Below are 21,396 nucleotides of genomic sequence, written 5' to 3'. Positions count from 1 at the left end.
GCAAATGTTAGGTGTCGTCATTACAGGCCATGGAGGTTTTGCTAGTGGCCTGTTACAAGCAGTACAACAGGTTATTGGCCCACAAGAACAATGTGTTGCGATAGATTTTCCTGAGGGAATGTGTACCGATTCGCTTCAACAAGCATTAAGAAAGGCAAGTCAGCAATGTGATCAAGGTGATGGTGTCGTTTTTTTAACAGATTTATTAGGTGGCTCACCATTTCGGCAAGCGTCATTGATGGCCTTGGAAAATCAAAACTACCAAGTTATCACTGGAACCAATATGCAAATGGTCGCAGAAATGATGCTGGAGAGGGATGGAATGTCAGTAACAGAATTCCGCGATATGGCATTGGAGTGTGGGCATCGGGGTTTAACCAGTTTGTGGCATGAGCAACAACGTGAAAAACAATCTGTTGCTCATGATGATGGCATTTAAGGAGAGCATATGTATTTAATTTCTAACCGTGAAATGTTGAAAAAAGCACAACGTAATGGTTATGCAGTTCCCGCTTTTAATGTACATAACCTTGAAACTGTTCAAGTTGTTGTCGAAACAGCAGCAGCAATGTCATCCCCCGTTATTTTAGCAGGAACACCGAGCACGTTTACTTATGCAGGATTGGAATACATGGTATCGATTTGTCGTGAAGCTGCACGAGTGAATCACTTACCGATTGCATTACATCTTGATCACCATGAGGAGTATGACGATATTTGCCATAAAGTACGTGCCGGTATTCGTTCTGTGATGATTGATGGCTCTCACTTTGCTTTCGAACAGAATATCGAAGCCGTCAGTAGAGTCGTGAAATATTGCCAAAATTATGATGTCAGCGTTGAGGCGGAGTTAGGGCGATTAGGGGGGCAAGAGGACGATTTAGTCGTTGATAGCAAAGATAGCTTCTATACTGATCCTATGGCGGCGAAAGAGTATATCACGCGTACAGGTATTGATTCATTGGCCGTCGCGATAGGATCCGCCCATGGCTTATATCATGGTGAACCTCACCTTGATTTTGAGCGTTTAGCGGCGATTAAACAGCAAGTCGATATTCCTTTGGTCCTACACGGTGCTTCTGGTATCCCTGAAGAGATGATTAAACGAGCGATTTCACTTGGTGTGTGCAAAGTGAATGTGGCAACAGATTTAAAAATTGCTTTTGCGGATGCTGTCAAAGCGCATTTTGCTGAGCACCCAGACGCTAATGACCCTCGTAAATATATTACACCAGGTAAAGAGGCAATGCGTAAAGTCGTTGAAAGTAAAATCAATATTTGTGGCAGTGCAGGTATGATGTAAGCCGTGTTTACTGACGCATACAAGAGGCACTGATAGGATGTAAGATGATGAAATCAGATAAACAGATATATGTTCGTAGGGCATTATTGCCTTCTGGGTGGGCTGATAATGTTTTAGTCGTATTGAATGATAATGGGTGTATCCAACACGTTATCCCGAATACGAAGTCTGCTGAAGAGCTATTGCCATTCACATTATTGCCTGCACTTATTGATACCCACATTCATGGTAGTGCTGGTGCCGATGTGATGGATGCGACCCATGAATCGCTCAATAATATATCTCGTTTCTTAGCATCGAAAGGCGTTGGCGCATTTTTAGCAACAACAGTGACCGCCCAGCATAAAGATATTGAGCGGGCATTGGTTCAAGTGAAAGATAGTCAGAAGCAAGGGGTAGATGGCGCCGAAATTCTAGGAAGTTATCTTGAAGGGCCATTTTTTACGGCCCAACATAAAGGAGCTCACCCAGAAAGCTTATTGCACCAACCTGAGAAAGCCCTATTACAGCAATGGATATCACTTGCTGAAGGAAGTTTAAAATGTGTAGCTCTCGCACCCGAGCATCCAACCTCTCTTGAGCTAATACCTTGGTTAAAATCACAAGGGATCCGTGTCATGCTTGGCCACTCCAGTGCGGATTATGCATTGACTCAGGATGGGCTAAATCAAGGTGCGGATGGGGTTGTTCATTGCTATAACGGCATGAATGGCCTACATCATCGTGAGCCAGGCATGGTCGGTGCAGCCTTAACCAACGACCAATGTCAGGTTGAATTAATCTGTGATGGTCATCATGTACATCCTGCCGCTATCAAAGTGGTTTACCGCTGCTGTGGGGAGCGGTTACTACTGATTACAGATGCGATGCGTGCTACTGGCATGCCTGATGGTGAATACTCTCTCGGTGAAATGACTGTGCAGATGAAAAAGGGGGTTGTCAGAACAGAAAGTGGTAGCCTCGCAGGGAGTACCTTACCCCTCGAACAAGGAGTGAAAACATTGCAGCAAGCTTGCGACATATCATTCGCACAAGCATGGTTACATGGCAGTTTATATCCAGCAAAAGCATTAGGTATTGCGGATCGTCTGGGATCAATCGCCCCCAGCAAGCAAGCGAATTTAACGCTCTGTGATACAGCAGGCGAAATACAAGCAACCTTTGTAAACGGTAAGCGGGTTTTTCAACGATAAACAGATTTAGGGTATGAAACGCCATGCCCTAAGCGGTTGTCTTGCAATTGTATGAATAGATGTAGAATGGAACGTTGTTATTCTTATTAATTAAGAATAACTTGTTATCAGTATGTGAATATAATTCCATGATTTTTATATGGAAACTGGCTTCAGTAAATCAGATTACTTGATTTAAATAGGCTATTTTCCTGCTTCGGCTGTGTTATGATACCTGCCCCCGACTATTTTTTGCTATTTTTTAGTCAGAGTTCTGATTGCTAAGCGCAAAAAACTGTGTATGGGAATATAACATATAATGATAAAAATCAGTCGGATAGGCTACTATGCTTTTACTTATTGATAATTACGATTCATTTACTTATAACCTATATCAATACTTCTGTGAATTAGGGGCGGAAGTACTCGTTAAACGTAATGATGAAATTTCTATCGAAGAGATAGAGTTGTTAGCGCCTACACACCTAGTGATCTCACCAGGCCCTTGTACGCCTGATGAGGCAGGGATCTCTCTTGAAGCAATTAAATATTTTGCAGGGAAAATCCCTATCTTAGGCATTTGTCTTGGTCATCAAGCGATCGGTCAAGCCTTTGGTGCAACGGTTGTGAAGGCTAGAGAAGTGATGCATGGCAAAACATCGGCTATTCATCATAACCACCAAGGGGTATTTAAAGGTTTAAATCGGCCACTAACAGTTACACGTTATCATTCTCTCGTTATTGCCGCAGAAACATTACCAGCGTCTTTTGATGTCTCAGCATGGTCACTGAATAACGGTGACGTAGATGAAATTATGGGAATACGTCATAAAACTCTGCCAATTGAGGGGGTTCAGTTTCACCCAGAAAGTATTCTGAGTGAACAAGGCCATGAATTGCTGAATAATTTTTTAAAATATTAGTTACTCACTGTATCTATAAAAAAATAAATTCATTCCCATCACTCGCTTTGCTATTGCTCTTTTGTGATTTTTTATTCATATTTAATGATTATATTTTCACTTAGGCATTGGATAAGGCAGGTGAGGGGTATGAAAGAACCACAAGCAGTAAATCGGCAAACTTATGATCAGGTTATTTTACCTATTTATTCTCCAGCGGAATTTATTCCTGTCCGTGGGGAAGGTAGCCGAGTTTGGGATCAGCAAGGTAAAGAATATATCGATTTTGCTGGTGGGATCGCGGTATTGGCATTAGGCCATTGTCATCCCGCATTAGTTGCTGCTGTTCGTGAGCAAAGTGAGAAACTATGGCATGTCAGTAATATTTTTACTAATGAGCCAACCTTAAGATTGGCACAGAAGCTGATCAATGCGACGTTTGCTGAGCGAGTGTTCTTCGCCAATTCAGGGGCGGAAGCTAATGAAGCTGCGTTTAAGTTAGCGCGCCATTATGCCATTACCAAGCACAGCCCATATAAAACCAAAATTATTGCGTTCAAACAAGCTTTCCACGGGCGTACTTTCTTTACGGTTTCAGTTGGAGGCCAAGCGAAATATGCGGATGGTTTTGGGCCGAAACCTGCTGATATTATTCATGTGCCATTTAATGATCTCGATGCCGTGAAAGCGGTGATAGATGAAAATACCTGTGCGGTGGTATTAGAGCCTGTTCAAGGGGAAGGTGGTGTGACTGCTGCCACGCAAGAGTTTATGCAAGGTGTGCGTAAGCTATGTGATGATAACAATGCATTACTGGTATTTGATGAAGTACAAAGTGGTATGGGGCGCACTGGGCAGTTATTCTCTTATATGCACTACGGCGTGACACCGGATATTCTGACTACAGCTAAGGCTTTAGGTGGCGGTTTCCCTATCAGTGCAATGTTAACAACCCATGAAATTGCGCAAGCTATGGGGTTGGGAACTCACGGTACCACTTATGGTGGTAACCCATTAGCCTGTGCGGTTGGTAATGCAGCATTTGATATTATCAATACAAAAGAGGTACTTGATGGTGTGACAAAGCGTCGTGAATTATTTGTTGCTCATTTGAATAAGCTGAATGAGAAATATAATATTTTTGCTGAAATTAGAGGTATGGGGCTATTAATTGGTGCAGAGCTTAAAGGGGAATTAAAAGATCGTTCGAAAGATATTTTACAAGCTTGTGCCAATGAAGGATTAATGATGCTTAATGCTGGCGCTAATGTATTACGTTTTACGCCATCGTTAATTATTTCGGAAGAAGAAGTTAATAGTGGTATGTTGAAATTAGAAAAAGCGATTGAACGTATTCTGAAATAAATACATTTTTAACACTCAAAGAGGTTAATACCTCTTTGAGTCTTTTTGACCCTATAAATAATTTGGGGTATTTGCCTTTCATTAAAGGTGACCATCTAGGCGGTCACCAAATACAATAATAAAACGGCTCATTGCCTGTTTCCCGTTTTGAATTGGCATACTCTACTTTTTAGAGGCCGATTCAATCGCTAAATAAATGACTTTACGCACAGGATCATTAGAGCCTGATTGAGGGGGATTTTTTCATGCTCAAAGTGTTCAGTCAATTCCATATTTAATGTTGTTTCAACGATCAGTTTAGTCAGCCGTCGAGTGAACTGATTGAGCCGCTTCTCGTTTAAATTCCGCCCTGAAGTTACGTCGAATTTGCTTTGTTATACATGTCACCTGTTAAGTTATGCAGTGTATAATAACAGCTCTATTTAGGTGGCCAAATTAACTATGCCACTACACACAAACAAGCGACTTGCCCTGAGAAAGTGAGGCGCTTTGTTTGTCCTTTATGGTTTTATAAATGCTCTACATTTTTTCATTTTGTCGAGCATAGGCAAATAGCCCCCCTGCGGATACAATACTTGCAAGTTCTCCGATTGGGGCCATATTTAAAGTCTCTCCATGTATTACTATCTGATTAGTTTTCAAATTAATTTCAATCATATCTCCCGTTTTAATACAGTCCAGAAAGTGACTATTTTGTATTGTAATTGGCATCAACTCCCCTGTTGATACACAGTTTCTAAAAAAAATTCTTGCAAAAGATAACGCTATAACAGCTTTAACTCCAGATGCTCCAAGCGATACGACCGCGTGTTCTCTTGAGGAACCACATCCAAAATTATTTTTTGCTAGGATGAAATCATATTTAGCTTTGCCTGTATTTTTGTCCACAAATGGAATCGAGCCTTCAGGTAATCCACACATAGCTAGTGTTGCAAGTTCTTTTCTCCCCTCTTCAGTGGCTGGATTCACTTTAAGGTATTCAGCAGATAAAATTTGATCTGTATCAATATTATCTCCCAAGACGTAGACTTTGCCGCGAAGAATGTTTGATTGATTAATCATGATAAAAACCGCTCTGGATTTGTTATTACACCGGTAATAGCTGTTGCAGCTACAGAATAAGGGGATGACAAATATATTAATGCGCCTTTATTTCCCATACGACCAACAAAGTTACGATTAGTTGTTGATATAACACTTATGGGATCGTTAATACGGCCAAATGTATCGGAAGGACCACCGCAACAAGCTGCGCAGCCAGGTTCCGAAGAAAGATTTATTCCTGCCTCAATAAGTATTTGATACACCGAAACACCATCTATATAGGTAGTTATTAGATTATGAAATATTTCTTTAGTGGCTGGAACTGCATAAGTTGGGATGATTACTTTATGACCTTTTAAAACACGAGCTGCAGATATGAAGTCTTCCGTCTTTCCTCCAGTGCACGAACCAATATATGCCTGTTGAATTGAAATACCACCCAGCTCATTGATAGGTACCACATTATCTGGAGAATGAGGTTTTGCAACCATCGGAGTCAACTTGCTTACATCAATATTAATTGTATGCTTATAATTTGCATTAACATCAGGCTCAACTACAGTAAAAGGGACATTTGTCCTGGAGTCCAAGTATTCTAAGGTGGCTTTGTTGGGAACCATGATCCCATTTTTCGCGCCTGACTCCACAACCATATTACACAGAGTCATTCGTTCATCTATCGACAATTCATCTATAACATTTCCACCAAATTCAATAGCTTGATAGGTTGCGCCTGCCACACCCAATTGTTTCAGTAAAACTAGAATTAAATCTTTAGCTTGTACACTTGGAGGCTTAGTGCCAGTATAATTGACACGTATTGTGGTAGGCACTTTTAAAGGAATTTCTCCGGTACCTAATGTATAAGCGCCATCTGTAATACCTACACCTATCGCAAATGCTCCAAAAGCACCAGCAGTTACAGTATGTGAATCAGTTCCTAGTAATACCTCTCCGGGACGTGCGTGACCACCTTCAACTAAACCTATGTGACAGACTCCTTTATAGTTTGGTGTTCCCACATCATAAAAATGGCTAATCTTTTGTTCTTTAGCAAATTCACGCATAATACGTATATTATGATTCGCCTGCGGATCGGCTGAATAAGTGAAATGATCAGGAATCATTATAAAACGTGTTGGATCCCAGACCTTTGCATTTTCACCGAATTCTTTCTTTAACACACTAGCAAGGCCCGGAGTGCAAGGGTCATGAGACATTAATACATCAACTTTCACAAAAACGACTTCGTCTGGCACTACAAATTCTCGGCCACTAGCACGCGCTAATATTTTCTCTGTCAGCGTCATTGAATGGTTCTTATTATTTGTTACAGGTGATTGCATGCTCATCTCTCCACTTTAAGTTAAATAATTAGAATTTAAATTTTTGGAACGTGCAATGATTATTATATTAAATAGACTTTTATTTCCTAAATATGGTTAAATTGTTCCAAATTTGCATTAATACTATTAGTGTTTTAATTAATTAGAGAAAAAAATAGATACAATAGAAGTCCCAATTAAATAAAATATACTGAAAATTATCAGCACAAAGTCTCTCGTTTTTTCATCAATAGCCTTCAATTCATTTCTTAACTGTAGCAGTATTGATTTGGCCTGATTTAGCTCTAGTTTTCGTTGAACCTCACTTTCTGATATGTATTTTTCTTGTTGCGTCTTATATATAGCAAGACGTTTCTCTAGTCCTGTAATCTGCTCTTTAACTACCGCTATTTGTATATCTAATTCATTATATTGTGCTGTTAACTGAATGATTTGATCATTAGCTGGGGCAGCCAGCACAGAGCCAATCATTTGATTTTTAGCTACATGTTGTCCAGGAAATATCCCGTGAGAAAAATTAAGGGTACCTTGTGTTGGGGACAATATTCGCGCCACTCGGGCATTAATAAATGCTTCTTTGCTCGAGTTGTCATATCCATATATATAAAATGAAAAGAATGAAATAAAAAATATAACTGCAACTAATTTAAAAGGATGTTTAGTAACTGCTATCCATATCTTTTTTATGTTTATGTCCACAGCAATCTCATCAACGTTTATATAGGGTTGTAAATTCGGCTTTCTGAATTGTATTGGTATGTATCAAGTACCTAATAACTGCATTTGAGGTTTCCGCGGTGACTGGAAGAGATTCTATACTGAGGGCGTAAACACAAAATATATATCGATGGGGTGAGCCGCCTTCGGGTGGACAACAGCCACCATATCCTAATTGACCAAAATCGGAAACCGCCTGTTTCATGTTTAGCTTGTTAGCAACAATATTAGAACCCGAGTTTTCAGGAAGAACTCTAACGGTATGTGGTATATCGTATGCTATCCAATGCCAAAAGCCGCTACCAGTCGGTGCGTCCGGATCGTAAACTGTCACAGCAAAGCTTTTAGTTCCACCAGGTACATCTGTCCATGAAAGCTCAGGGGATTTATTTTCTCCATTTCCGCCAAAAAAATTAAATTCATTGTCTTTACTTAAAAAAGCATACTCATTAGAACCAACAACTTGTAATTTCATATTTTAGCCCTATTAAAATTCATTAAATGCATAGTTAAACATTCGACCACCTATAGTTAAATGAAAGGCAATGATTCTATTAAATGATTTTTTACAAAATAGGGGATTTTATTGTTATTGCTATTAATTGTTGCAGCTCTTAAACAATCATTTCGAATTTGACAATCTAGTTGGTCACATCAGACATTGCAGTCAATCTATATGGAACATAACTGTATTGATAAAGATGAGAGCAAAATATGAATGATAAAAAAGTAGTTTGGAATGGTAGTGAGCAACCTGAGGCTTTGAAGGTTTTATCTGCTCCTGGTGGAATGATTGTTTGCCCTACCAAGGTAGGATATATCATTATGACTTCAGACAAAGAAGGCTTAGAGCGTAAATTTGAAGCAAAACAAAGAAATCGAAATAAGCCCGGTGTTGTATTGTGTGGAAGTATTGAGCAGTTAAAAAGCTTAGCGCAAATGACGCCAGAGATTGAAAAATTTTATCAAACTCATTGGGATGAGGACATTCTTTTGGGATGCATTTTGCCGTGGAAAGAAGAAGCTATTAACAACCTACCTTCGAATGGAATCAAAGAATTAATGATGGACAACCGCCGTACTAGCTGTTTTGTCATTAAATTTGGTAAACCTGGAGAAATTATCGCTAAATCGTTATGGGAAAAGCACGGGAAATTATCATTTGCTAGCTCAGCCAATCCATCCGGACAAGGAAATAGAGGTTTAGTAGAAAACATTGGCTCTCGTATCGAAGAATATACTGATTTAATCATCTGTGCCAATGACTATGTCAAATCCATTCAGCCTAATGAAACTGAAAAAACAAGGTACGAACAAGGTGTAATGATTTCCATGGTTGATAAAAAAGGGAACATTGTGCCTGAACAACAAAAAAACAGGAATATAACTCCGTGTCCTGTCCTTATCCGTAAGGGGCTGGATGTAGATAAGATTATTAAAATATTATCAAATACATTTAATTCATGGGATTTTCGGCACGGTGACTACTACTAAAATATAGGCGCATTAGCGCCTTAAAGAGCAATCATGTCATTTATAGAACGAGTTATTAATATACTGAACAACGATGGCACTATTTTAGTGCCATCTGATACTCATTTTGCTATTGCTGTAAATCCGAATAGCGCTAAGGCCTTAGATTGGTTGGTTAATCAAAAATCCATACTGAATGTAAAAGAAATCACATTTTGTTTTACTGAATTAGAACAAATCTGGGATTGGATTGATGTTAGTGCATGGGAGAGAATTCAACTTGATATACTGAGCAACACTTTTTGGCCTGGCCCATTAAAAATTAGTTTAAAAGCAAGCGAAGCGGCTTTTAATAACATCCTACCGGATAAATCAATTGCTGTAGTATGTGTTAAAAACGCTATTTTCCGCGAAATTATTACCGTTTTAGGAATGCCTTTAGCCGTTATTCCTGCTGGTTATTATGGCAATTCAACTAAGCTTGTTAGTTTTACGAAAGCCAGAGAAGGTTTCGGCACTGCTGTTGACCTTGTCGTACCCACTAGAAATAAGAATATGCAAACCAAAGCTACTACACACATATCTCTAATAAATGACACAATTACAATTCTTAGGCAAGGAGAGTTAGATATTACTGATTATCTTTAACTCGATCTTTAGTAATACATTTTTGTAATTCACTCGTAAAGTTTTTGACACTCGATGTAAGAGTGTCCTTGGTTTTTAATAATAGCCATATTTTATATTCATCCATACTCCAATTCGGTAATATTCTTTCAAGTTTCCCCAAGGCCAGATATTCACTAGCAACATAATTTGGTAAATATGCAATTCCAAAATCTGAAAGTGCCATGCTCATCAATGCAATACTATTATTACTACGAAATCGACTTTGTACGCTGATATCCACTCTCTGTTTTTCTCGCTTAAAAGATAAAGATAATGTTCTCGCTATGCCACGAAAGAGAAGGAAGTCACGAGTAGGTAAATCAGAAGGGGCATTTATCTTCTTAATTTGTGCAATGTATCGTGGTGTGGCATACAACCCCCACTGAATTGAACCTATAAACTTGCAGTGTTCATGTAAGGGTGTATCTTGAGAAACATGAATTGCTATATCATAACTACTGTTTTTAATATCAATTATTTTATCTGAAAGGTCTAAATCAATTTTGGCATGAATGTTATGTGATAGAAAAGAATTTAAGGTAGGAACAACACATTGAATACCAAAAGTTGTTGGAGCAAGCATTGCGATTGTTCCTGCCGGTTTCTCGTAATAGCCTTTAACAAAACTTTCAGATTCTTTTAATTCGTTCAATATTTTGAAGCAATATTGATAATAGTTTAATCCAAACTCTGTTATTTCAATTTTACGAGTCGTTCTCTTCAGTAGGGACTCCCCTAATCTTATCTCTAAAGTGGAAATCTCTCGACTTACTGACGACTTGGACATTCCAAGCAATTTAGCGGCATCAGTGAAACTTAAACACTCGACCACACATGCAAAAATCCCCATAGATGTCAAATTCTCTATTCCATACATTTTGAATGCCTTTTAAAACGATAGTAACTCCAAAAACCAATCAAGCCGTTTAAAACACGTTATTTTATAACCAACATGTAACATTAATGCAAGGTCAATTACAAATAATTTACATTTAATCAATAGATAATGAAAATTAAAAGTAGAATATTTTGCAGTGCATAAAATACAATCTTAGAAGAGGTGTTTTACAACATTTAGACCAACATACGATATAGTTTCATTAACCCATCGCTGCCACAGCAATGACTTTCTTTACCGCTTTTATCGTTGATATACCGACGCTCTACTCTCTTTTTTATCTCTTCTTTTCTTGAGGCTGTCGAATAGGAAGAATGTGCCGATTTCAAATAATGACGCGGAGCACAGGCGGGCTTTCATCATATCGTGGAATGGTGGGAATAAAACTCGGGCTGGGTTTTACCCCAAGCGAAGCGCCGGGGTATGGGATTCCCCCCTCTTTGTATGTTGGTTTAGATTTTATAGCAAATACATGAGTTTACTTACAGCACTTAACAAACATGTCACCTGTTAAGTTATGCAGTGTATAATAACAGCTCTATTTAGGTGGCCAAATTAACTATGCCAATACACATACATCTATTCCGAAGGTGAAAGCGGAATTAATTAATAAATAAAGAAAAAAGCGAAATATTTAAAGAGACTAACCAAGGAAATAGACCGGATTATTTTTTAGGTGATAAAAATCGTCCAACGTTAATTAACGATAGAATGAAACTAACGTAGAAAAAATCCTAGCAAATATGTATCAAATGGAAATATGGCTTCTGCACATGCTGAAGTTGGTACTATTCGCAAGCATATGAAAATTATTACCGTTGGTCGAGATATGAATATGAGGGTGACAAAAGAGCCTGTATGTGGATATTGCCGCAATGGCAGATAAAGAAGGATTGAAATTATCAGCCAGCCGGATAATCAACGACTCGGCTTGGTGTGTGAGGGTAAAGTGACTGCCTGCCGTAAACCCGAGCTCATTCTGCCACTGACCACTAATAATCAGCTATGGGCGGGGGCGCAAGTACCCCATGGTATACTATCTTGATTTTACCGCGTGTTCTTTAGCTGTTTGTGTTTTTACAGTACAATCACCTCGACTATAGACTTAAAAATCCTTAACTGTTCAATCAGTTACCAGTAGTTAATTTTATCTACTGAGATTTGATTTCACTTATTCAATAAATAACTTCATTGGCATGATTCAGCCAGTCCACACACTGGATGTCGGCAACAAGCGTTATATTTTTCGGGCTAAAAATCTAATTATCGCTGTCTCAATTAAGGAGCTGTGGACAAGTAATATTGGCACGTAGTTGAAAATGCCTTCCTGTAAATTTAGAAATACCGAGCCGTCGTAACTCGGTATCACAAATTAACAAGCAATTATAAAAGCATGGTCGCCTTAGCATGTTCAGTCATGTGGCTCCCTATATGATTTATTAAAAAATAAACAGCAAAGGTCAACATGCCCTAGCACTTTTTGTATTGATATTTTTTGTATGATTAATGCTAATTTCTTTCTTGGACATTTTATCGATATTTGTTTTGCGCGGATCGGCAGTCGAAGGGGATAATGCCACTCCACTCAGGTCTCTTTTTACCTGCCCATTGATAATCACTCGCCCCTTGCCCTGAGAATGAGATGAAATAATGTCAGTAGCCTGATGAATGGAACGTTTTTTTCTAGGTTGATCTAATTCCTGAGTGATAGTCGGTATCTTGAGGGGAATTCGGCTTCCTTTTTAATGTGCGATTGGTTTTGGGGGCGTGAAATTTTTAATTATTGCCTCTTTCTCGGATTGAGTTTGTGCTTTTTTATCCATATACCATACTAAATCCAGCTCTGAGTAGTCAGTGCCAATAAGGCTTGCATTGAGTTCTAATTTTTTCAGGTGGATCATTGAATTCACCTTTAGTGATTCAGCAGAATAACTATTAGCATCTAAATTAGCAGCAACCCTCTCACATTTAGATCTCAACTGCTCAAGTTTTTGTCGAAGATCCGTTGTGGGTCTAGGTATATTTAGCGAATGAGCTGACTGGTTACCACTCATATTACAATCATGCTCTTTAATCGTATTTGTTGAATGCTTCGATTTTAATGAATAGTTCAATGGTAACGATAATGAGGGCAGAGAAGGGAGTTGACTCTCCTTTAGGATATTGGCGATATTCATTGCCGCATCGATTTTAGCTTGTCGCTCTTTAAATGCGTTGTCATCGAATTTTACTGGTGTAGGTAAGGTGATTGATATTGGCTTAATGCTATTTGTTTCGTTAAGAAACTTATATTTTGCCTCTAAATTATTTCTTTTTATCCGGCATGATTCAGAGATTGTCTCAGGGGTCATATTGCCACGCTTTAGCATCTCTGCATGAGCCGTGATTGTTTGGTTGATATATTTTAGGGATGGACGATGTTCACTTATTTTCATTTTAATAAAACCTTCAAATAATAGTATATTAATTATTCTAGATTTTATTTTTTAGTAGATATGAATAATATAAAATAACGATATTAATGCTATTTTCTGGTTTTCGGTGATGTTGAAGCAAAAATGGCTCTATATCAAAGATATAAAGCCATTATGCAATCGCGGTCTTACCAAAGTGGTGAGACTAATATCGGTTAACGAGTACCGTACACGACAATCGTTTTACCGTGTGCGGAGATCAGATTTTGGTCTTCTAGCATTTTCAAAATGCGACCAACGGTTTCGCGTGAACAACCAACGATTTGGCCAATTTCTTGGCGAGTGATCTTAATTTGCATCCCATCTGGATGCGTCATCGCATCGGGCTGTTTCGCTAAATTAAGCAGAGTTTGTGCAATACGGCCTGTCACATCAAGGAAAGCAAGGTTACCTACTTTTTCTGAGGTGGTTTGCAGGCGACTTGCCATTTGCGCAGAAAGGCGCATAAGAATATCAGGATTGACCTGAATAAGTTGACGGAATTTTTTGTAAGAAATTTCAGCGACTTCGCAGGCACTTTTTGCTCTAACCCAAGCTGAACGTTCTTGTCCTTCTTCAAATAACCCTAGTTCACCAATGAAATCTCCCTGATTTAAATAGGAGAGGATCATTTCTTTGCCTTCTTCATCTTTGATTAAAACAGCCACTGAGCCTTTAACGATATAGTAAAGGGTTTCTGCTTTTTCACCCTGATGAATCAGAGTGCTCTTGGATGGATATTTATGAATATGGCAGTGTGACAAAAACCATTCAAGAGTAGGGTCTGTTTGTGGCTTGCCGAGAACCATTAGCGTTATCCTCTGTATGTTAATACAGCCATTCAGTTAATTGTAACGAGAACGGCTGGTTTTTAAAGTCACTAGCTTAGCATATTAATTCGCATTATAGAGCAAGTTAATACCAACACTATAATATTATCAATTGAAACCTTGAGTTTTGATCTTAACCCTATCAGGTGGAACTTTGTTTGTAACATATTCAACCGAGAAAGTCTTGCTTTTATCGGTTCAGCATCTTAAAGCAGCTATTTGATTGAAAGTATTTATGCAACAATGTTATCTTTTAGAAAATATTTTCCTAGGGGAATTAAATATGGAAGCAAGAGTTAAATGGGTTGAAGGTCTCTCATTTTTAGGAGAATCAGCATCAGGCCATCAAGTTATGATGGATGGCAATTCAGGTGATAAAGCTCCAAGTCCAATGGAAATGGTGTTAATGGCGGTTGGGGGGTGTAGTTCAGTGGATGTTGTGTCTATTCTACAAAAAGGCCGCCATGACGTAAAAGGTTGTGAAGTTAAATTAACCTCACAACGCCGCGATGAAGCTCCACGTTATTTTACCCATATCAACTTACATTTTATTGTAACTGGAACGGATTTAACGGAAAAAGCGGTTGAACGTGCAGTTCAACTTTCGGCTGAAAAATATTGCTCAGTCTCTTTAATGTTAGAAAAAGCGGTTAAAGTTACCCACAGTTTTGAAATCCAGAATCAATAATTTATTTATTAATTATATAATTTTTTTAATTCATGATGCTTATTTATTAAATAATAATAAGCATCATCGGCGCTTAATCGTGTTTCTGCTTTATTAATTTTTCAACGAGAGGTGTCATAATTAATTCCATGGCTAAGCCTAATTTACCGCCAGGAACAACAATGGTATTCATTGCTGATATAAATGAGCCGTTTAACATGGACAGTAAATATGGGAAGTCAATTTGTTCTAGCCCCCTAAAACGGATCACAATAAAACTTTCATCTTGTGAAGGGATCGCTTTCGCAGAAAATGGGTTTGATGTGTCGACAGTGGGGACGCGTTGGAAATTAATATGCGTACGTGAAAATTGCGGCGTAATATAGTTGATGTAATCCCCCATTGAACGAACGACGGAGTCCATGACGGCTTCACGTGAATGGCCGCGTTCGGTCGTATCGCGGATCAACTTTTGAATCCATTCAAGGTTAACAATTGGTACAACGCCCACCAATAAATCAACATGTTGTGCAACATCATTTTCTGGCGTCACCACCCCGCCATGCAAGCCTTCATAAAAAAGAATATCACTGTTCGCAGGCAGGGACTCCCATGGCGTAAATGTACCGGGTTGAAGCCCATACGGTACCGCTTCATCATAGGTATGCAGGTACTTACGCGATTTACCATTACCATGTAAGCCATACTCTAACAGTGTCTGCTCTAATAAGGCGAAGTCATTGGCTTCTGGGCCAAAGTAGCTGATATGGCGGCCTTGCTCTCTCGCCTTGCGAATAGCCATGTCCATTTCAGGCCGAGTATAACGATGGAAACTATCACCTTCTAAGGTTGCGGCTTGAATATTTAATTGGTGGAATATTTTACGAAATGCCAGACTTGTTGAGGTGGTTCCAGCACCACTAGAACCGGTAATTGCAATAATGGGGTGCTTTTTTGACATCGTGGACTCCCTGTGTTGCGTTACGTCCACGCTGTTTAAGCCATGAGCGAAACGGGGTTACGGGCGAAACTGATTTTTAGGCATAAAATTAACAGATTCGTGCAATTCTGACCAGACTAGCACAATTTCCCCAGAAACTAACAGCCGTTTCACATCATCCACTTTCTGCTGTAACGTCTTTTCATGCTCGCCGTAATCCGTTCCTTCACGGAGCACATAAGCTTCAATTAGGTTTTCCAAAGTTTCAGGTGCTAAATCTTTCCAAGGAATAATCATGATTGTTTATCCAAATACGGTGTTAGCCACTGTGGAATACGTTTCTCTAGCCACATTTCTGGCTTTCTTAAACTACCACTAACAAAACCAACATGCCCACCATGCTCTGTCATTTGGTATTCAATATTAGCAGGTAAACGTGAGATATCTGGCACGACTTCAGGTGCCATAAAAGGGTCATCTTTTGCGTGAATAATTAATGTTGGTTTTGTAATACGAGGCAGTCTTGGTAATGCGCTGCATTTCTGGTAATAGTCGGTCGCATTCTCAAAACCATGAATTCTTGCGGTGATCACATCATCAAATTCACGAATACGTTTTAGCTGCTTTAATTGTAGCAAATTAAGCGGTAATGAACCCGGGTAGCGAACGAGTTTACGTGTTGCGTTACGCTTTAATCCATTAAGTAAATAGCGTTGGTAAAATTGAGAAAACCCTTTTTCCATACGGATTGAGCAAGGCTCTAGCATTAAAGGTGCGGAAACAACAACACCTGCATCAATATCGGCATCATCACCATTTTCCGCTAAATAGCAGGCTAACATATTGCCACCAAGAGAATAACCAACAGCCGCTGTCGGAACATCCCCCCAAGTCTGCTTTAACCAATGCAAAAAGTAACGTGCATCACTGGTTTCGCCAGAGTGATAGATCCGTTTTTGGCGGTTAGGCTCGCCGCTGCAACCGCGAAAATGCATAATCACACCCAGCCATCCCTGTTTTTGGGCACTTTCAAGCATCCCATGCGCATAGGGGCTTTTAAAGTTACCTTCTAAGCCATGAAAGATGACTAAACGAGGTTTTTTGCTTGCCTGTTCGGGAGCTTCACTCCATGCAAGATCAATAAAGTCGCCATCAGGTAGCTCTAGCCGTTGCCAAATTGGTTTGATTTTCGGCGTTCTACGAAAAATTCTTGGCAATAATGTTTGAAGATGTGGATTTTTAGCCCAATTAATAGGGCGAAAGTTTTCTGACATAGCCTTAATTTAATTTAGTAATTCCCTTGTAGGGCACATAACATACTGTTATTTTTTTATGATGCAAGTATGCTCAATTTTTGAGGATTGATTATAAATGAGTCTAGGGCTGGTTTTTTCTCTTTTTACATTTCTATTCATTGCAGCAATAACACCTGGCCCTAATAACATGCTATTAACATCAAGCACGGCAAATTATGGGTTTCGTCGCAGTATTCCCTTATTATTAGGGATTATGTTAGGCATGCAATCAATACTTTACCTCTCCGCTTTCGGTGTTGCAGCGCTTTTATTGCTTTATCCTGCTTTGCATGTGGCGATGAAAGTCGCGGGTAGTGCGTACCTATTGTGGTTAGCATGGAAAACCGCTACGGCTCGTTATTCGCCACTAAAAACAGAAACGACAGCAACAAAAAATATCAAATGGTATCAAGGTGGTTTGTTACAATTTTTAAATCCTAAAGCATGGATGATGGGGTTAGGTGCTGTGGGGAGCTATAGTCTACCCGGAGAACTGTTTGTGCAATCCATTATCATCATGAGTATTGCGGTGGTTACCGTTAATTTTGTGGCAGGGCTAATCTGGATGGCGGGCGGAGCGTTGATCGGCCATTTTCTAAAAAGTCGCAGAGCGTGGTTTATTTTCAACTTAGTGATGGGGCTATTAACCGCGGCGTGTGTGCCATTAATTTGGCTCGAATAAAAAAGGGGGGATAGACAACCCCCCATTGCATTGATTGGCTTTATGTTAAATCGATATTTTTGCTGCCAAATAAGTAAGTGAAAATAAATCCACATACATAAGCAACAGCAATACCACCAACATACACAGCCATTCCTGCAAATACGCCTTGGGCTGATGTCATTAGCGGAATGGCGACAAGACCCGATGGCCCGAATACGGTATTAAGCCCGACAGGTAACCCCATCCAAGCGATTAGCCCAATGAAGAAACCACCCGCAGCACCCCCCAAGCAAGCCGTTACAAAAGGTTTTACTCGAGGCAAGGTGACACCATAAATCAGCGGTTCGCCGATACCGAGGAAACCCGGAATGATAGCGCCACGAATTTGATTACGTAAGATAGAGCCTTTCTTCGCTTTCGCATAGAGCGCTAATGCTGCACCGACTTGTCCTGCCCCCGCCATTGCTAAAATAGGGAATAGGGAGTTGAAGCCTTGTGCATCCACTAGGGCAAAGTAGACGGGAACAAACCCTTGGTGTACACCAAACATCACCGCAATCAAGAATAAACCCGCTAATATTGCCGTTCCGAAAGGATTACCGTTTAAGTGCATAAACAGCCATGACATGCCATTAAATAACCAGCTTCCTAGTGGCATAATGACAACATAAGCGGCAGCACCAACAATAAGCAACGTGATGGTTGATGTTAAAATCATATCGAGGTTAGAAGGAATGATTTTACGGACTTGTTTTTCAACCGATGCACCGAAAATACAAGCGATTAACACGCCAATAATGCTACCACGCGGGTCGATATCCCAACCAAAGAAGTTGGTCATTCCAGAAAAGACCCCTGAAGTGGCATTTGGGTCATAACCAAGGACGAATAGTGCAGCGATGATAGCACCATTGACGCCACTTCCACCGAATGCTTTTTGCGCGTTATAACCAATCAGAATGCTTAAAAAGCTAAATAGCCCCTTACTAAACACTGACATATACAGGATCAGATGAACTGCGAATGTCTGTTGTTCAGGCGACTTCGGTAAACCCCCAGGGTAAAGGGTTTGAGTTGCTAACGTAGCAAAACCGAGTAATAAGCCTGCTGCAATAAAGCCCGGAATAAGAGGGGTAAAAATGGTCGCAAACTTAGATAAAAAACGATGAATTGCACTTGTTTGCTTTTGCTTCATTTGCTGTTTATTGGATGAAGCGAGGGCATTTAAGTTATTTTCTAATGATGTATCGATGTTAGAAAAGAAACCAGATTCATCGCTTTCTAAGAGCTGATTCATGAGATCAGAGGCGGTTTGTGCTTTGCCGGGGCCGAGTACAATCTGCAATTGATCTTCACTTTCAATCACACCAAGAACGCCGGGGATCTGTTTAATTGCTGTTTTATCGACAAGTTGGTCATTGTTGAGGGTCAAACGTAAACGTGTCATACAGTTTCCTGCATGACGAATATTTTCACTACCCCCGACATTTTGCAGGATTGCCTGCATCATTTCTTTTGTTATTTTAGCCATGCCATTTACCCTATCAGTTCCCGTGTATTAAACGGACTTTGCGACATTAAGAGCTGTACGAATAAAACCTTGGTTGTCCGATAGCAATTGACGCGCTTCCTGAGCATCAAGCCCAGATAAGATCATCAAAATTGCAGTTTTACAGTGTCTTTGGCATTGTTGTAGTGCTAGCTCCGCAGTTTGCCTGTCACACTCAGTTGCCTCCATGACAATTTTGACTTGTCTCTCAACCAATTTGGCATTGGTTGCCTCGACATCCACCATTAAATTACCGAAAACCTTTCCGATACGGATCATGGCGCCAGTCGTGATCATATTGAGCACCAGTTTTTGTGCAGTACCTGCTTTCATACGTGAAGAGCCAGTCACGACTTCAGGCCCGACAATAGGGGTGATGGCGATATCGGCAGCATTTGCGACAGGGCTATTCGGATTACAGCTGATTGAAGCGGTAACTGCGCCGACCTTGCGCGCATAAGCCAGTGCCCCGAGTACATAAGGTGTACGCCCACTTGCCGCGATACCCACTAAAACATCTTTATCGTTAAATTGGATATTAAGCAGGTCTTGCTCACCCAGCTCTGGCTTATCTTCGGCATTTTCCACAGCGCGAAAAATAGCTTGGTGGCCGCCAGCGATTAAGCCGACCACCTGTTCATGAGGTGTACCGTAGGTAGGAGGGCATTCACTGGCATCTAAAATTCCTAAACGGCCAGAAGTGCCAGCACCAACATAAATTAAGCGGCCACCATTAAGAAATGCTTGGGCCACCTTATCGACAAGTTGGGCAACTTGCGGCAGGACTTTCTCAACCGCTAAAGGCACTTGCTTGTCTTCGTTATTAATGACTTGCAACATATCGATGGTCGACAGTTGATCGATATTGGTGCTCGCGGCGTTACGGCTTTCAGTTACCATTCTGCTTAAGTCAATGGTCATAATAAATTACTCCTACCTCAGTTAATGAGGCGATATTAAGGAATTATTTATTCCAGTGATGTGATAATGATCACGGCGTTCTCTATTCTGAATTGCCAATATGAAAGAATATTTTCGGATAATTTAGATTGCTTAAATAAATTACTTATTGAATTTAAAGGATTAAAACTAAGTAATGAAGTTATTCTAATAGGAATAATTTATTTTTTATTATATTCAACAAATAAGGAATTAAGGATGACTTTACTGGATACCATCACTTGTTTGCTGCCAAGACTTGCGGAAAACCAACGTAGGATCGCTCAGTTTATTCTTGAGAAGCCAGAGCGTGTACTGAGCTTATCGTCACAGCAGTTAGCGGAAACATTAAATGTGAGCCAATCCGCTGTGGTGAAATTTAGCCAAAAAGTCGGTGTCAAAGGGTATCCAGCATTGAAGTTAGCGTTAAGTGAGATCATCGGACGGCAGCAATTTGATGAGGCCAATCCGCATACGGCGTTGCATAACCGTATCACGCAAAATGATAACTTGATGGTAGTTGCACAAAAATTAGCATTAGAAAAAAATTATTCGATTACTGAAACAACTCGCCATATCGATTTCAAACTGTTTGAAAAAATTGTGGATGCCATTGATAAATCCCAGCGTGTACAAATTGTTGGCATTGGCGGCTCGGGGTTAACCGCGAAGGATTTAAGCTATAAATTACAAAAGATAGGCATTACCACATTGGTGGAGTCCGATCATCATGTGCAAATTGCTGCAGCGTTGACATTGACCCCACAAGATACACAGATTGTCATTTCTTTTACGGGCAAACGTAAAGACATGCTGACCGCCGCGAGTATTGCGCGTAAGCAAGGTGCGAATGTGATTGCAATCACCCGTAGTCGGCTGTCACCGCTTGCTCAATTAGCTGATTATGTGCTTGAGAGTATCGCGGAAGAAAATGAATGGCGCAGTTCATCGATTTCCTCACGCACGGCACAAAATACCTTAACCGATCTGCTGTTTATGGCGCTATTACAAAAACGTGAAGCACGGGCGAAAATGTTGGTGATGAATGCGCGAGTCATGATCAACAGGCTAGATGAATAAAAATAAAGCTGTTTTTTATCAATTAGTAATCCGCTTGTTTTTGCAAAAAGTACCTATTTGCGTTAAGACTAATGTAGTGAGTGAATAATT

Annotated in this window: 23 protein-coding genes and 2 pseudogenes; 12 read left to right on the top strand and 13 right to left on the bottom strand. The window is 39.9% G+C overall.

Features of this window, described 5'->3' with window-relative positions; genetic code table 11:
* The first annotated feature begins 4 nt into the window (after positions 1-4).
* The 5 genes from agaF (at position 5) to argD (ending at position 4,742) form a co-directional block, all read left to right on the top strand.
* Positions 5-439 carry a PTS galactosamine/N-acetylgalactosamine transporter subunit IIA gene (agaF, locus tag PR675_RS11860; protein ID WP_004923836.1) on the top strand — a complete coding sequence of 145 codons (435 nt, stop codon included), beginning with the start codon at positions 5-7 and terminating at the stop codon, positions 437-439.
* 9 nt (positions 440-448) lie between these two features.
* Positions 449-1,303: a tagatose bisphosphate family class II aldolase gene (locus PR675_RS11855; protein WP_036942171.1), complete on the top strand. Its 855-nt coding sequence runs from the start codon at positions 449-451 to the stop codon at positions 1,301-1,303.
* Between the two features lie 44 nt (positions 1,304-1,347).
* Positions 1,348-2,496 carry an N-acetylglucosamine-6-phosphate deacetylase gene (gene nagA, locus PR675_RS11850; protein ID WP_081045583.1) on the top strand — a complete coding sequence of 383 codons (1,149 nt, stop codon included), beginning with the start codon at positions 1,348-1,350 and terminating at the stop codon, positions 2,494-2,496.
* A gap of 326 nt (positions 2,497-2,822) precedes the next feature.
* Positions 2,823-3,398 carry an aminodeoxychorismate synthase component II gene (locus PR675_RS11845; RefSeq protein WP_004923848.1) on the top strand — a complete coding sequence of 192 codons (576 nt, stop codon included), beginning with the start codon at positions 2,823-2,825 and terminating at the stop codon, positions 3,396-3,398.
* Between the two features lie 129 nt (positions 3,399-3,527).
* Positions 3,528-4,742 carry a bifunctional acetylornithine/succinyldiaminopimelate transaminase gene (argD, locus tag PR675_RS11840; RefSeq protein ID WP_060561263.1) on the top strand — a complete coding sequence of 405 codons (1,215 nt, stop codon included), beginning with the start codon at positions 3,528-3,530 and terminating at the stop codon, positions 4,740-4,742.
* 81 nt (positions 4,743-4,823) lie between these two features.
* Here the strand turns inward: argD and PR675_RS11835 are convergent.
* The 5 genes and pseudogenes from PR675_RS11835 to PR675_RS11815 form a co-directional block, all read right to left on the bottom strand.
* Positions 4,824-4,964: pseudogene (locus tag PR675_RS11835) on the bottom strand (IS256 family transposase); the annotation flags it as partial.
* A gap of 297 nt (positions 4,965-5,261) precedes the next feature.
* Positions 5,262-5,804 (bottom strand): LeuD/DmdB family oxidoreductase small subunit, encoded by a 543-nt coding sequence (locus PR675_RS11830; protein ID WP_060561262.1) that lies wholly within the window; start codon positions 5,802-5,804, stop codon positions 5,262-5,264.
* Positions 5,801-7,132, bottom strand: a complete 1,332-nt coding sequence (locus PR675_RS11825; RefSeq protein WP_227698365.1) for a 3-isopropylmalate dehydratase large subunit — start codon at positions 7,130-7,132, stop codon at positions 5,801-5,803. Before PR675_RS11825 ends, PR675_RS11830 begins: the two co-directional genes overlap by 4 nt.
* Positions 7,133-7,270: 138 nt before the next feature.
* Complete coding sequence (locus tag PR675_RS11820) at positions 7,271-7,831, bottom strand: hypothetical protein (RefSeq protein WP_060561261.1); 561 nt, start codon at positions 7,829-7,831, stop codon at positions 7,271-7,273.
* Positions 7,832-7,841: 10 nt separating this feature from the next.
* Entirely contained in the window at positions 7,842-8,324 is a 483-nt protein-coding gene (locus PR675_RS11815; protein WP_060561260.1) for a YbhB/YbcL family Raf kinase inhibitor-like protein, read from the bottom strand.
* A 239-nt stretch (positions 8,325-8,563) separates the two neighbouring features.
* Between PR675_RS11815 and PR675_RS11810 the strand changes: the two genes are divergently transcribed.
* Both PR675_RS11810 and PR675_RS11805 read left to right on the top strand, forming a co-directional pair.
* Positions 8,564-9,343: an L-threonylcarbamoyladenylate synthase gene (locus PR675_RS11810; protein WP_060561259.1), complete on the top strand. Its 780-nt coding sequence runs from the start codon at positions 8,564-8,566 to the stop codon at positions 9,341-9,343.
* A gap of 33 nt (positions 9,344-9,376) precedes the next feature.
* Positions 9,377-9,970 carry an L-threonylcarbamoyladenylate synthase gene (locus tag PR675_RS11805; RefSeq protein WP_060561258.1) on the top strand — a complete coding sequence of 198 codons (594 nt, stop codon included), beginning with the start codon at positions 9,377-9,379 and terminating at the stop codon, positions 9,968-9,970.
* Here the strand turns inward: PR675_RS11805 and PR675_RS11800 are convergent.
* Positions 9,954-10,868 (bottom strand): LysR family transcriptional regulator, encoded by a 915-nt coding sequence (locus tag PR675_RS11800; RefSeq protein WP_060561257.1) that lies wholly within the window; start codon positions 10,866-10,868, stop codon positions 9,954-9,956. The two genes, PR675_RS11805 and PR675_RS11800, sit on opposite strands and share 17 nt — an antisense overlap.
* A 781-nt stretch (positions 10,869-11,649) precedes the next feature.
* Here PR675_RS11800 and PR675_RS11795 point away from each other — a divergent pair.
* Both PR675_RS11795 and PR675_RS11790 read left to right on the top strand, forming a co-directional pair.
* A complete protein-coding gene (locus PR675_RS11795; protein ID WP_258313105.1) occupies positions 11,650-11,775 on the top strand; it encodes a cytidine deaminase-like fold-containing protein in 126 nt (41 codons plus the stop codon).
* 414 nt (positions 11,776-12,189) lie between these two features.
* Positions 12,190-12,324: pseudogene (locus PR675_RS11790) on the top strand (IS5/IS1182 family transposase); the annotation flags it as partial.
* 307 nt (positions 12,325-12,631) lie between these two features.
* On the opposite strand, the gene PR675_RS11785 reads toward PR675_RS11790, so the two are convergent.
* Complete coding sequence (locus tag PR675_RS11785) at positions 12,632-13,324, bottom strand: hypothetical protein (protein WP_239686471.1); 693 nt, start codon at positions 13,322-13,324, stop codon at positions 12,632-12,634.
* A 194-nt stretch (positions 13,325-13,518) separates the two neighbouring features.
* Complete coding sequence (crp, locus tag PR675_RS11780; protein WP_004923862.1) at positions 13,519-14,151, bottom strand: cAMP-activated global transcriptional regulator CRP; 633 nt, start codon at positions 14,149-14,151, stop codon at positions 13,519-13,521.
* A gap of 304 nt (positions 14,152-14,455) precedes the next feature.
* Here crp and PR675_RS11775 point away from each other — a divergent pair, with 304 nt between their 5' ends.
* Positions 14,456-14,860: an OsmC family protein gene (locus PR675_RS11775; RefSeq protein ID WP_014656965.1), complete on the top strand. Its 405-nt coding sequence runs from the start codon at positions 14,456-14,458 to the stop codon at positions 14,858-14,860.
* A gap of 73 nt (positions 14,861-14,933) precedes the next feature.
* Here the strand turns inward: PR675_RS11775 and PR675_RS11770 are convergent, their stop codons facing one another.
* Genes PR675_RS11770 through PR675_RS11760 form a run of 3 tightly spaced genes read right to left on the bottom strand, consistent with a single transcriptional unit; the run spans position 14,934 to position 17,053 of the window.
* On the bottom strand, positions 14,934-15,800 hold the full coding sequence (locus tag PR675_RS11770) for a phosphoribulokinase (RefSeq protein ID WP_004923866.1): 867 nt from the start codon (positions 15,798-15,800) through the stop codon (positions 14,934-14,936).
* A gap of 57 nt (positions 15,801-15,857) precedes the next feature.
* Positions 15,858-16,076, bottom strand: coding sequence for a YheU family protein (locus tag PR675_RS11765; protein ID WP_004923869.1), 219 nt, complete (start codon positions 16,074-16,076; stop codon positions 15,858-15,860).
* Complete coding sequence (locus PR675_RS11760; RefSeq protein ID WP_004923872.1) at positions 16,073-17,053, bottom strand: hydrolase; 981 nt, start codon at positions 17,051-17,053, stop codon at positions 16,073-16,075. Before PR675_RS11760 ends, PR675_RS11765 begins: the two co-directional genes overlap by 4 nt.
* 97 nt (positions 17,054-17,150) lie before the next feature.
* Here PR675_RS11760 and PR675_RS11755 point away from each other — a divergent pair, with 97 nt between their 5' ends.
* On the top strand, positions 17,151-17,756 hold the full coding sequence (locus PR675_RS11755) for a LysE family translocator (RefSeq protein WP_060561256.1): 606 nt from the start codon (positions 17,151-17,153) through the stop codon (positions 17,754-17,756).
* A 40-nt stretch (positions 17,757-17,796) separates the two neighbouring features.
* Here the strand turns inward: PR675_RS11755 and murP are convergent, their stop codons facing one another.
* Positions 17,797-19,269: a PTS N-acetylmuramic acid transporter subunit IIBC gene (gene murP, locus PR675_RS11750; RefSeq protein WP_004923877.1), complete on the bottom strand. Its 1,473-nt coding sequence runs from the start codon at positions 19,267-19,269 to the stop codon at positions 17,797-17,799.
* Positions 19,270-19,296: 27 nt separating this feature from the next.
* Positions 19,297-20,208 carry an N-acetylmuramic acid 6-phosphate etherase gene (gene murQ / locus PR675_RS11745; protein ID WP_040132705.1) on the bottom strand — a complete coding sequence of 304 codons (912 nt, stop codon included), beginning with the start codon at positions 20,206-20,208 and terminating at the stop codon, positions 19,297-19,299.
* Positions 20,209-20,445: 237 nt separating this feature from the next.
* Between murQ and PR675_RS11740 the strand changes: the two genes are divergently transcribed.
* The gene (locus tag PR675_RS11740) at positions 20,446-21,306 is read left to right on the top strand and encodes a MurR/RpiR family transcriptional regulator (protein WP_014656964.1); all 861 of its coding nucleotides are present in this window, start codon (positions 20,446-20,448) and stop codon (positions 21,304-21,306) included.
* The last annotated feature ends 90 nt before the right edge of the window (positions 21,307-21,396 follow it).

The organism is Providencia sp. PROV261 (genome assembly GCF_028477945.1).
In the GTDB taxonomy this organism is placed as follows: Bacteria; Pseudomonadota; Gammaproteobacteria; order Enterobacterales; family Enterobacteriaceae; genus Providencia; species Providencia stuartii.
Note: the sequence above shows the minus strand (reverse complement) of the source record. Positions and strands in the feature narration are given on the sequence as shown.

Coding starts and splice junctions, on each gene's coding strand:
- PR675_RS11855 (WP_036942171.1), top strand. CDS start 449: ATGTATTTAATTTCTAACCGTGAAATGTTGAAAAAAGCACAACGTAAT.
- argD (WP_060561263.1), top strand. CDS start 3,528: ATGAAAGAACCACAAGCAGTAAATCGGCAAACTTATGATCAGGTTATT.
- PR675_RS11815 (WP_060561260.1), bottom strand. CDS start 8,324: ATGAAATTACAAGTTGTTGGTTCTAATGAGTATGCTTTTTTAAGTAAA.
- PR675_RS11770 (WP_004923866.1), bottom strand. CDS start 15,800: ATGTCAAAAAAGCACCCCATTATTGCAATTACCGGTTCTAGTGGTGCT.
- PR675_RS11845 (WP_004923848.1), top strand. CDS start 2,823: ATGCTTTTACTTATTGATAATTACGATTCATTTACTTATAACCTATAT.
- PR675_RS11785 (WP_239686471.1), bottom strand. CDS start 13,324: ATGAAAATAAGTGAACATCGTCCATCCCTAAAATATATCAACCAAACA.
- PR675_RS11765 (WP_004923869.1), bottom strand. CDS start 16,076: ATGATTATTCCTTGGAAAGATTTAGCACCTGAAACTTTGGAAAACCTA.
- PR675_RS11740 (WP_014656964.1), top strand. CDS start 20,446: ATGACTTTACTGGATACCATCACTTGTTTGCTGCCAAGACTTGCGGAA.
- PR675_RS11800 (WP_060561257.1), bottom strand. CDS start 10,868: ATGTATGGAATAGAGAATTTGACATCTATGGGGATTTTTGCATGTGTG.
- murP (WP_004923877.1), bottom strand. CDS start 19,269: ATGGCTAAAATAACAAAAGAAATGATGCAGGCAATCCTGCAAAATGTC.
- agaF (WP_004923836.1), top strand. CDS start 5: ATGTTAGGTGTCGTCATTACAGGCCATGGAGGTTTTGCTAGTGGCCTG.
- PR675_RS11775 (WP_014656965.1), top strand. CDS start 14,456: ATGGAAGCAAGAGTTAAATGGGTTGAAGGTCTCTCATTTTTAGGAGAA.
- PR675_RS11795 (WP_258313105.1), top strand. CDS start 11,650: ATGGCTTCTGCACATGCTGAAGTTGGTACTATTCGCAAGCATATGAAA.
- PR675_RS11810 (WP_060561259.1), top strand. CDS start 8,564: ATGAATGATAAAAAAGTAGTTTGGAATGGTAGTGAGCAACCTGAGGCT.
- PR675_RS11760 (WP_004923872.1), bottom strand. CDS start 17,053: ATGTCAGAAAACTTTCGCCCTATTAATTGGGCTAAAAATCCACATCTT.
- murQ (WP_040132705.1), bottom strand. CDS start 20,208: ATGACCATTGACTTAAGCAGAATGGTAACTGAAAGCCGTAACGCCGCG.
- PR675_RS11755 (WP_060561256.1), top strand. CDS start 17,151: ATGAGTCTAGGGCTGGTTTTTTCTCTTTTTACATTTCTATTCATTGCA.
- PR675_RS11825 (WP_227698365.1), bottom strand. CDS start 7,132: ATGCAATCACCTGTAACAAATAATAAGAACCATTCAATGACGCTGACA.
- PR675_RS11830 (WP_060561262.1), bottom strand. CDS start 5,804: ATGATTAATCAATCAAACATTCTTCGCGGCAAAGTCTACGTCTTGGGA.
- crp (WP_004923862.1), bottom strand. CDS start 14,151: ATGGTTCTCGGCAAGCCACAAACAGACCCTACTCTTGAATGGTTTTTG.
- nagA (WP_081045583.1), top strand. CDS start 1,348: ATGATGAAATCAGATAAACAGATATATGTTCGTAGGGCATTATTGCCT.
- PR675_RS11805 (WP_060561258.1), top strand. CDS start 9,377: ATGTCATTTATAGAACGAGTTATTAATATACTGAACAACGATGGCACT.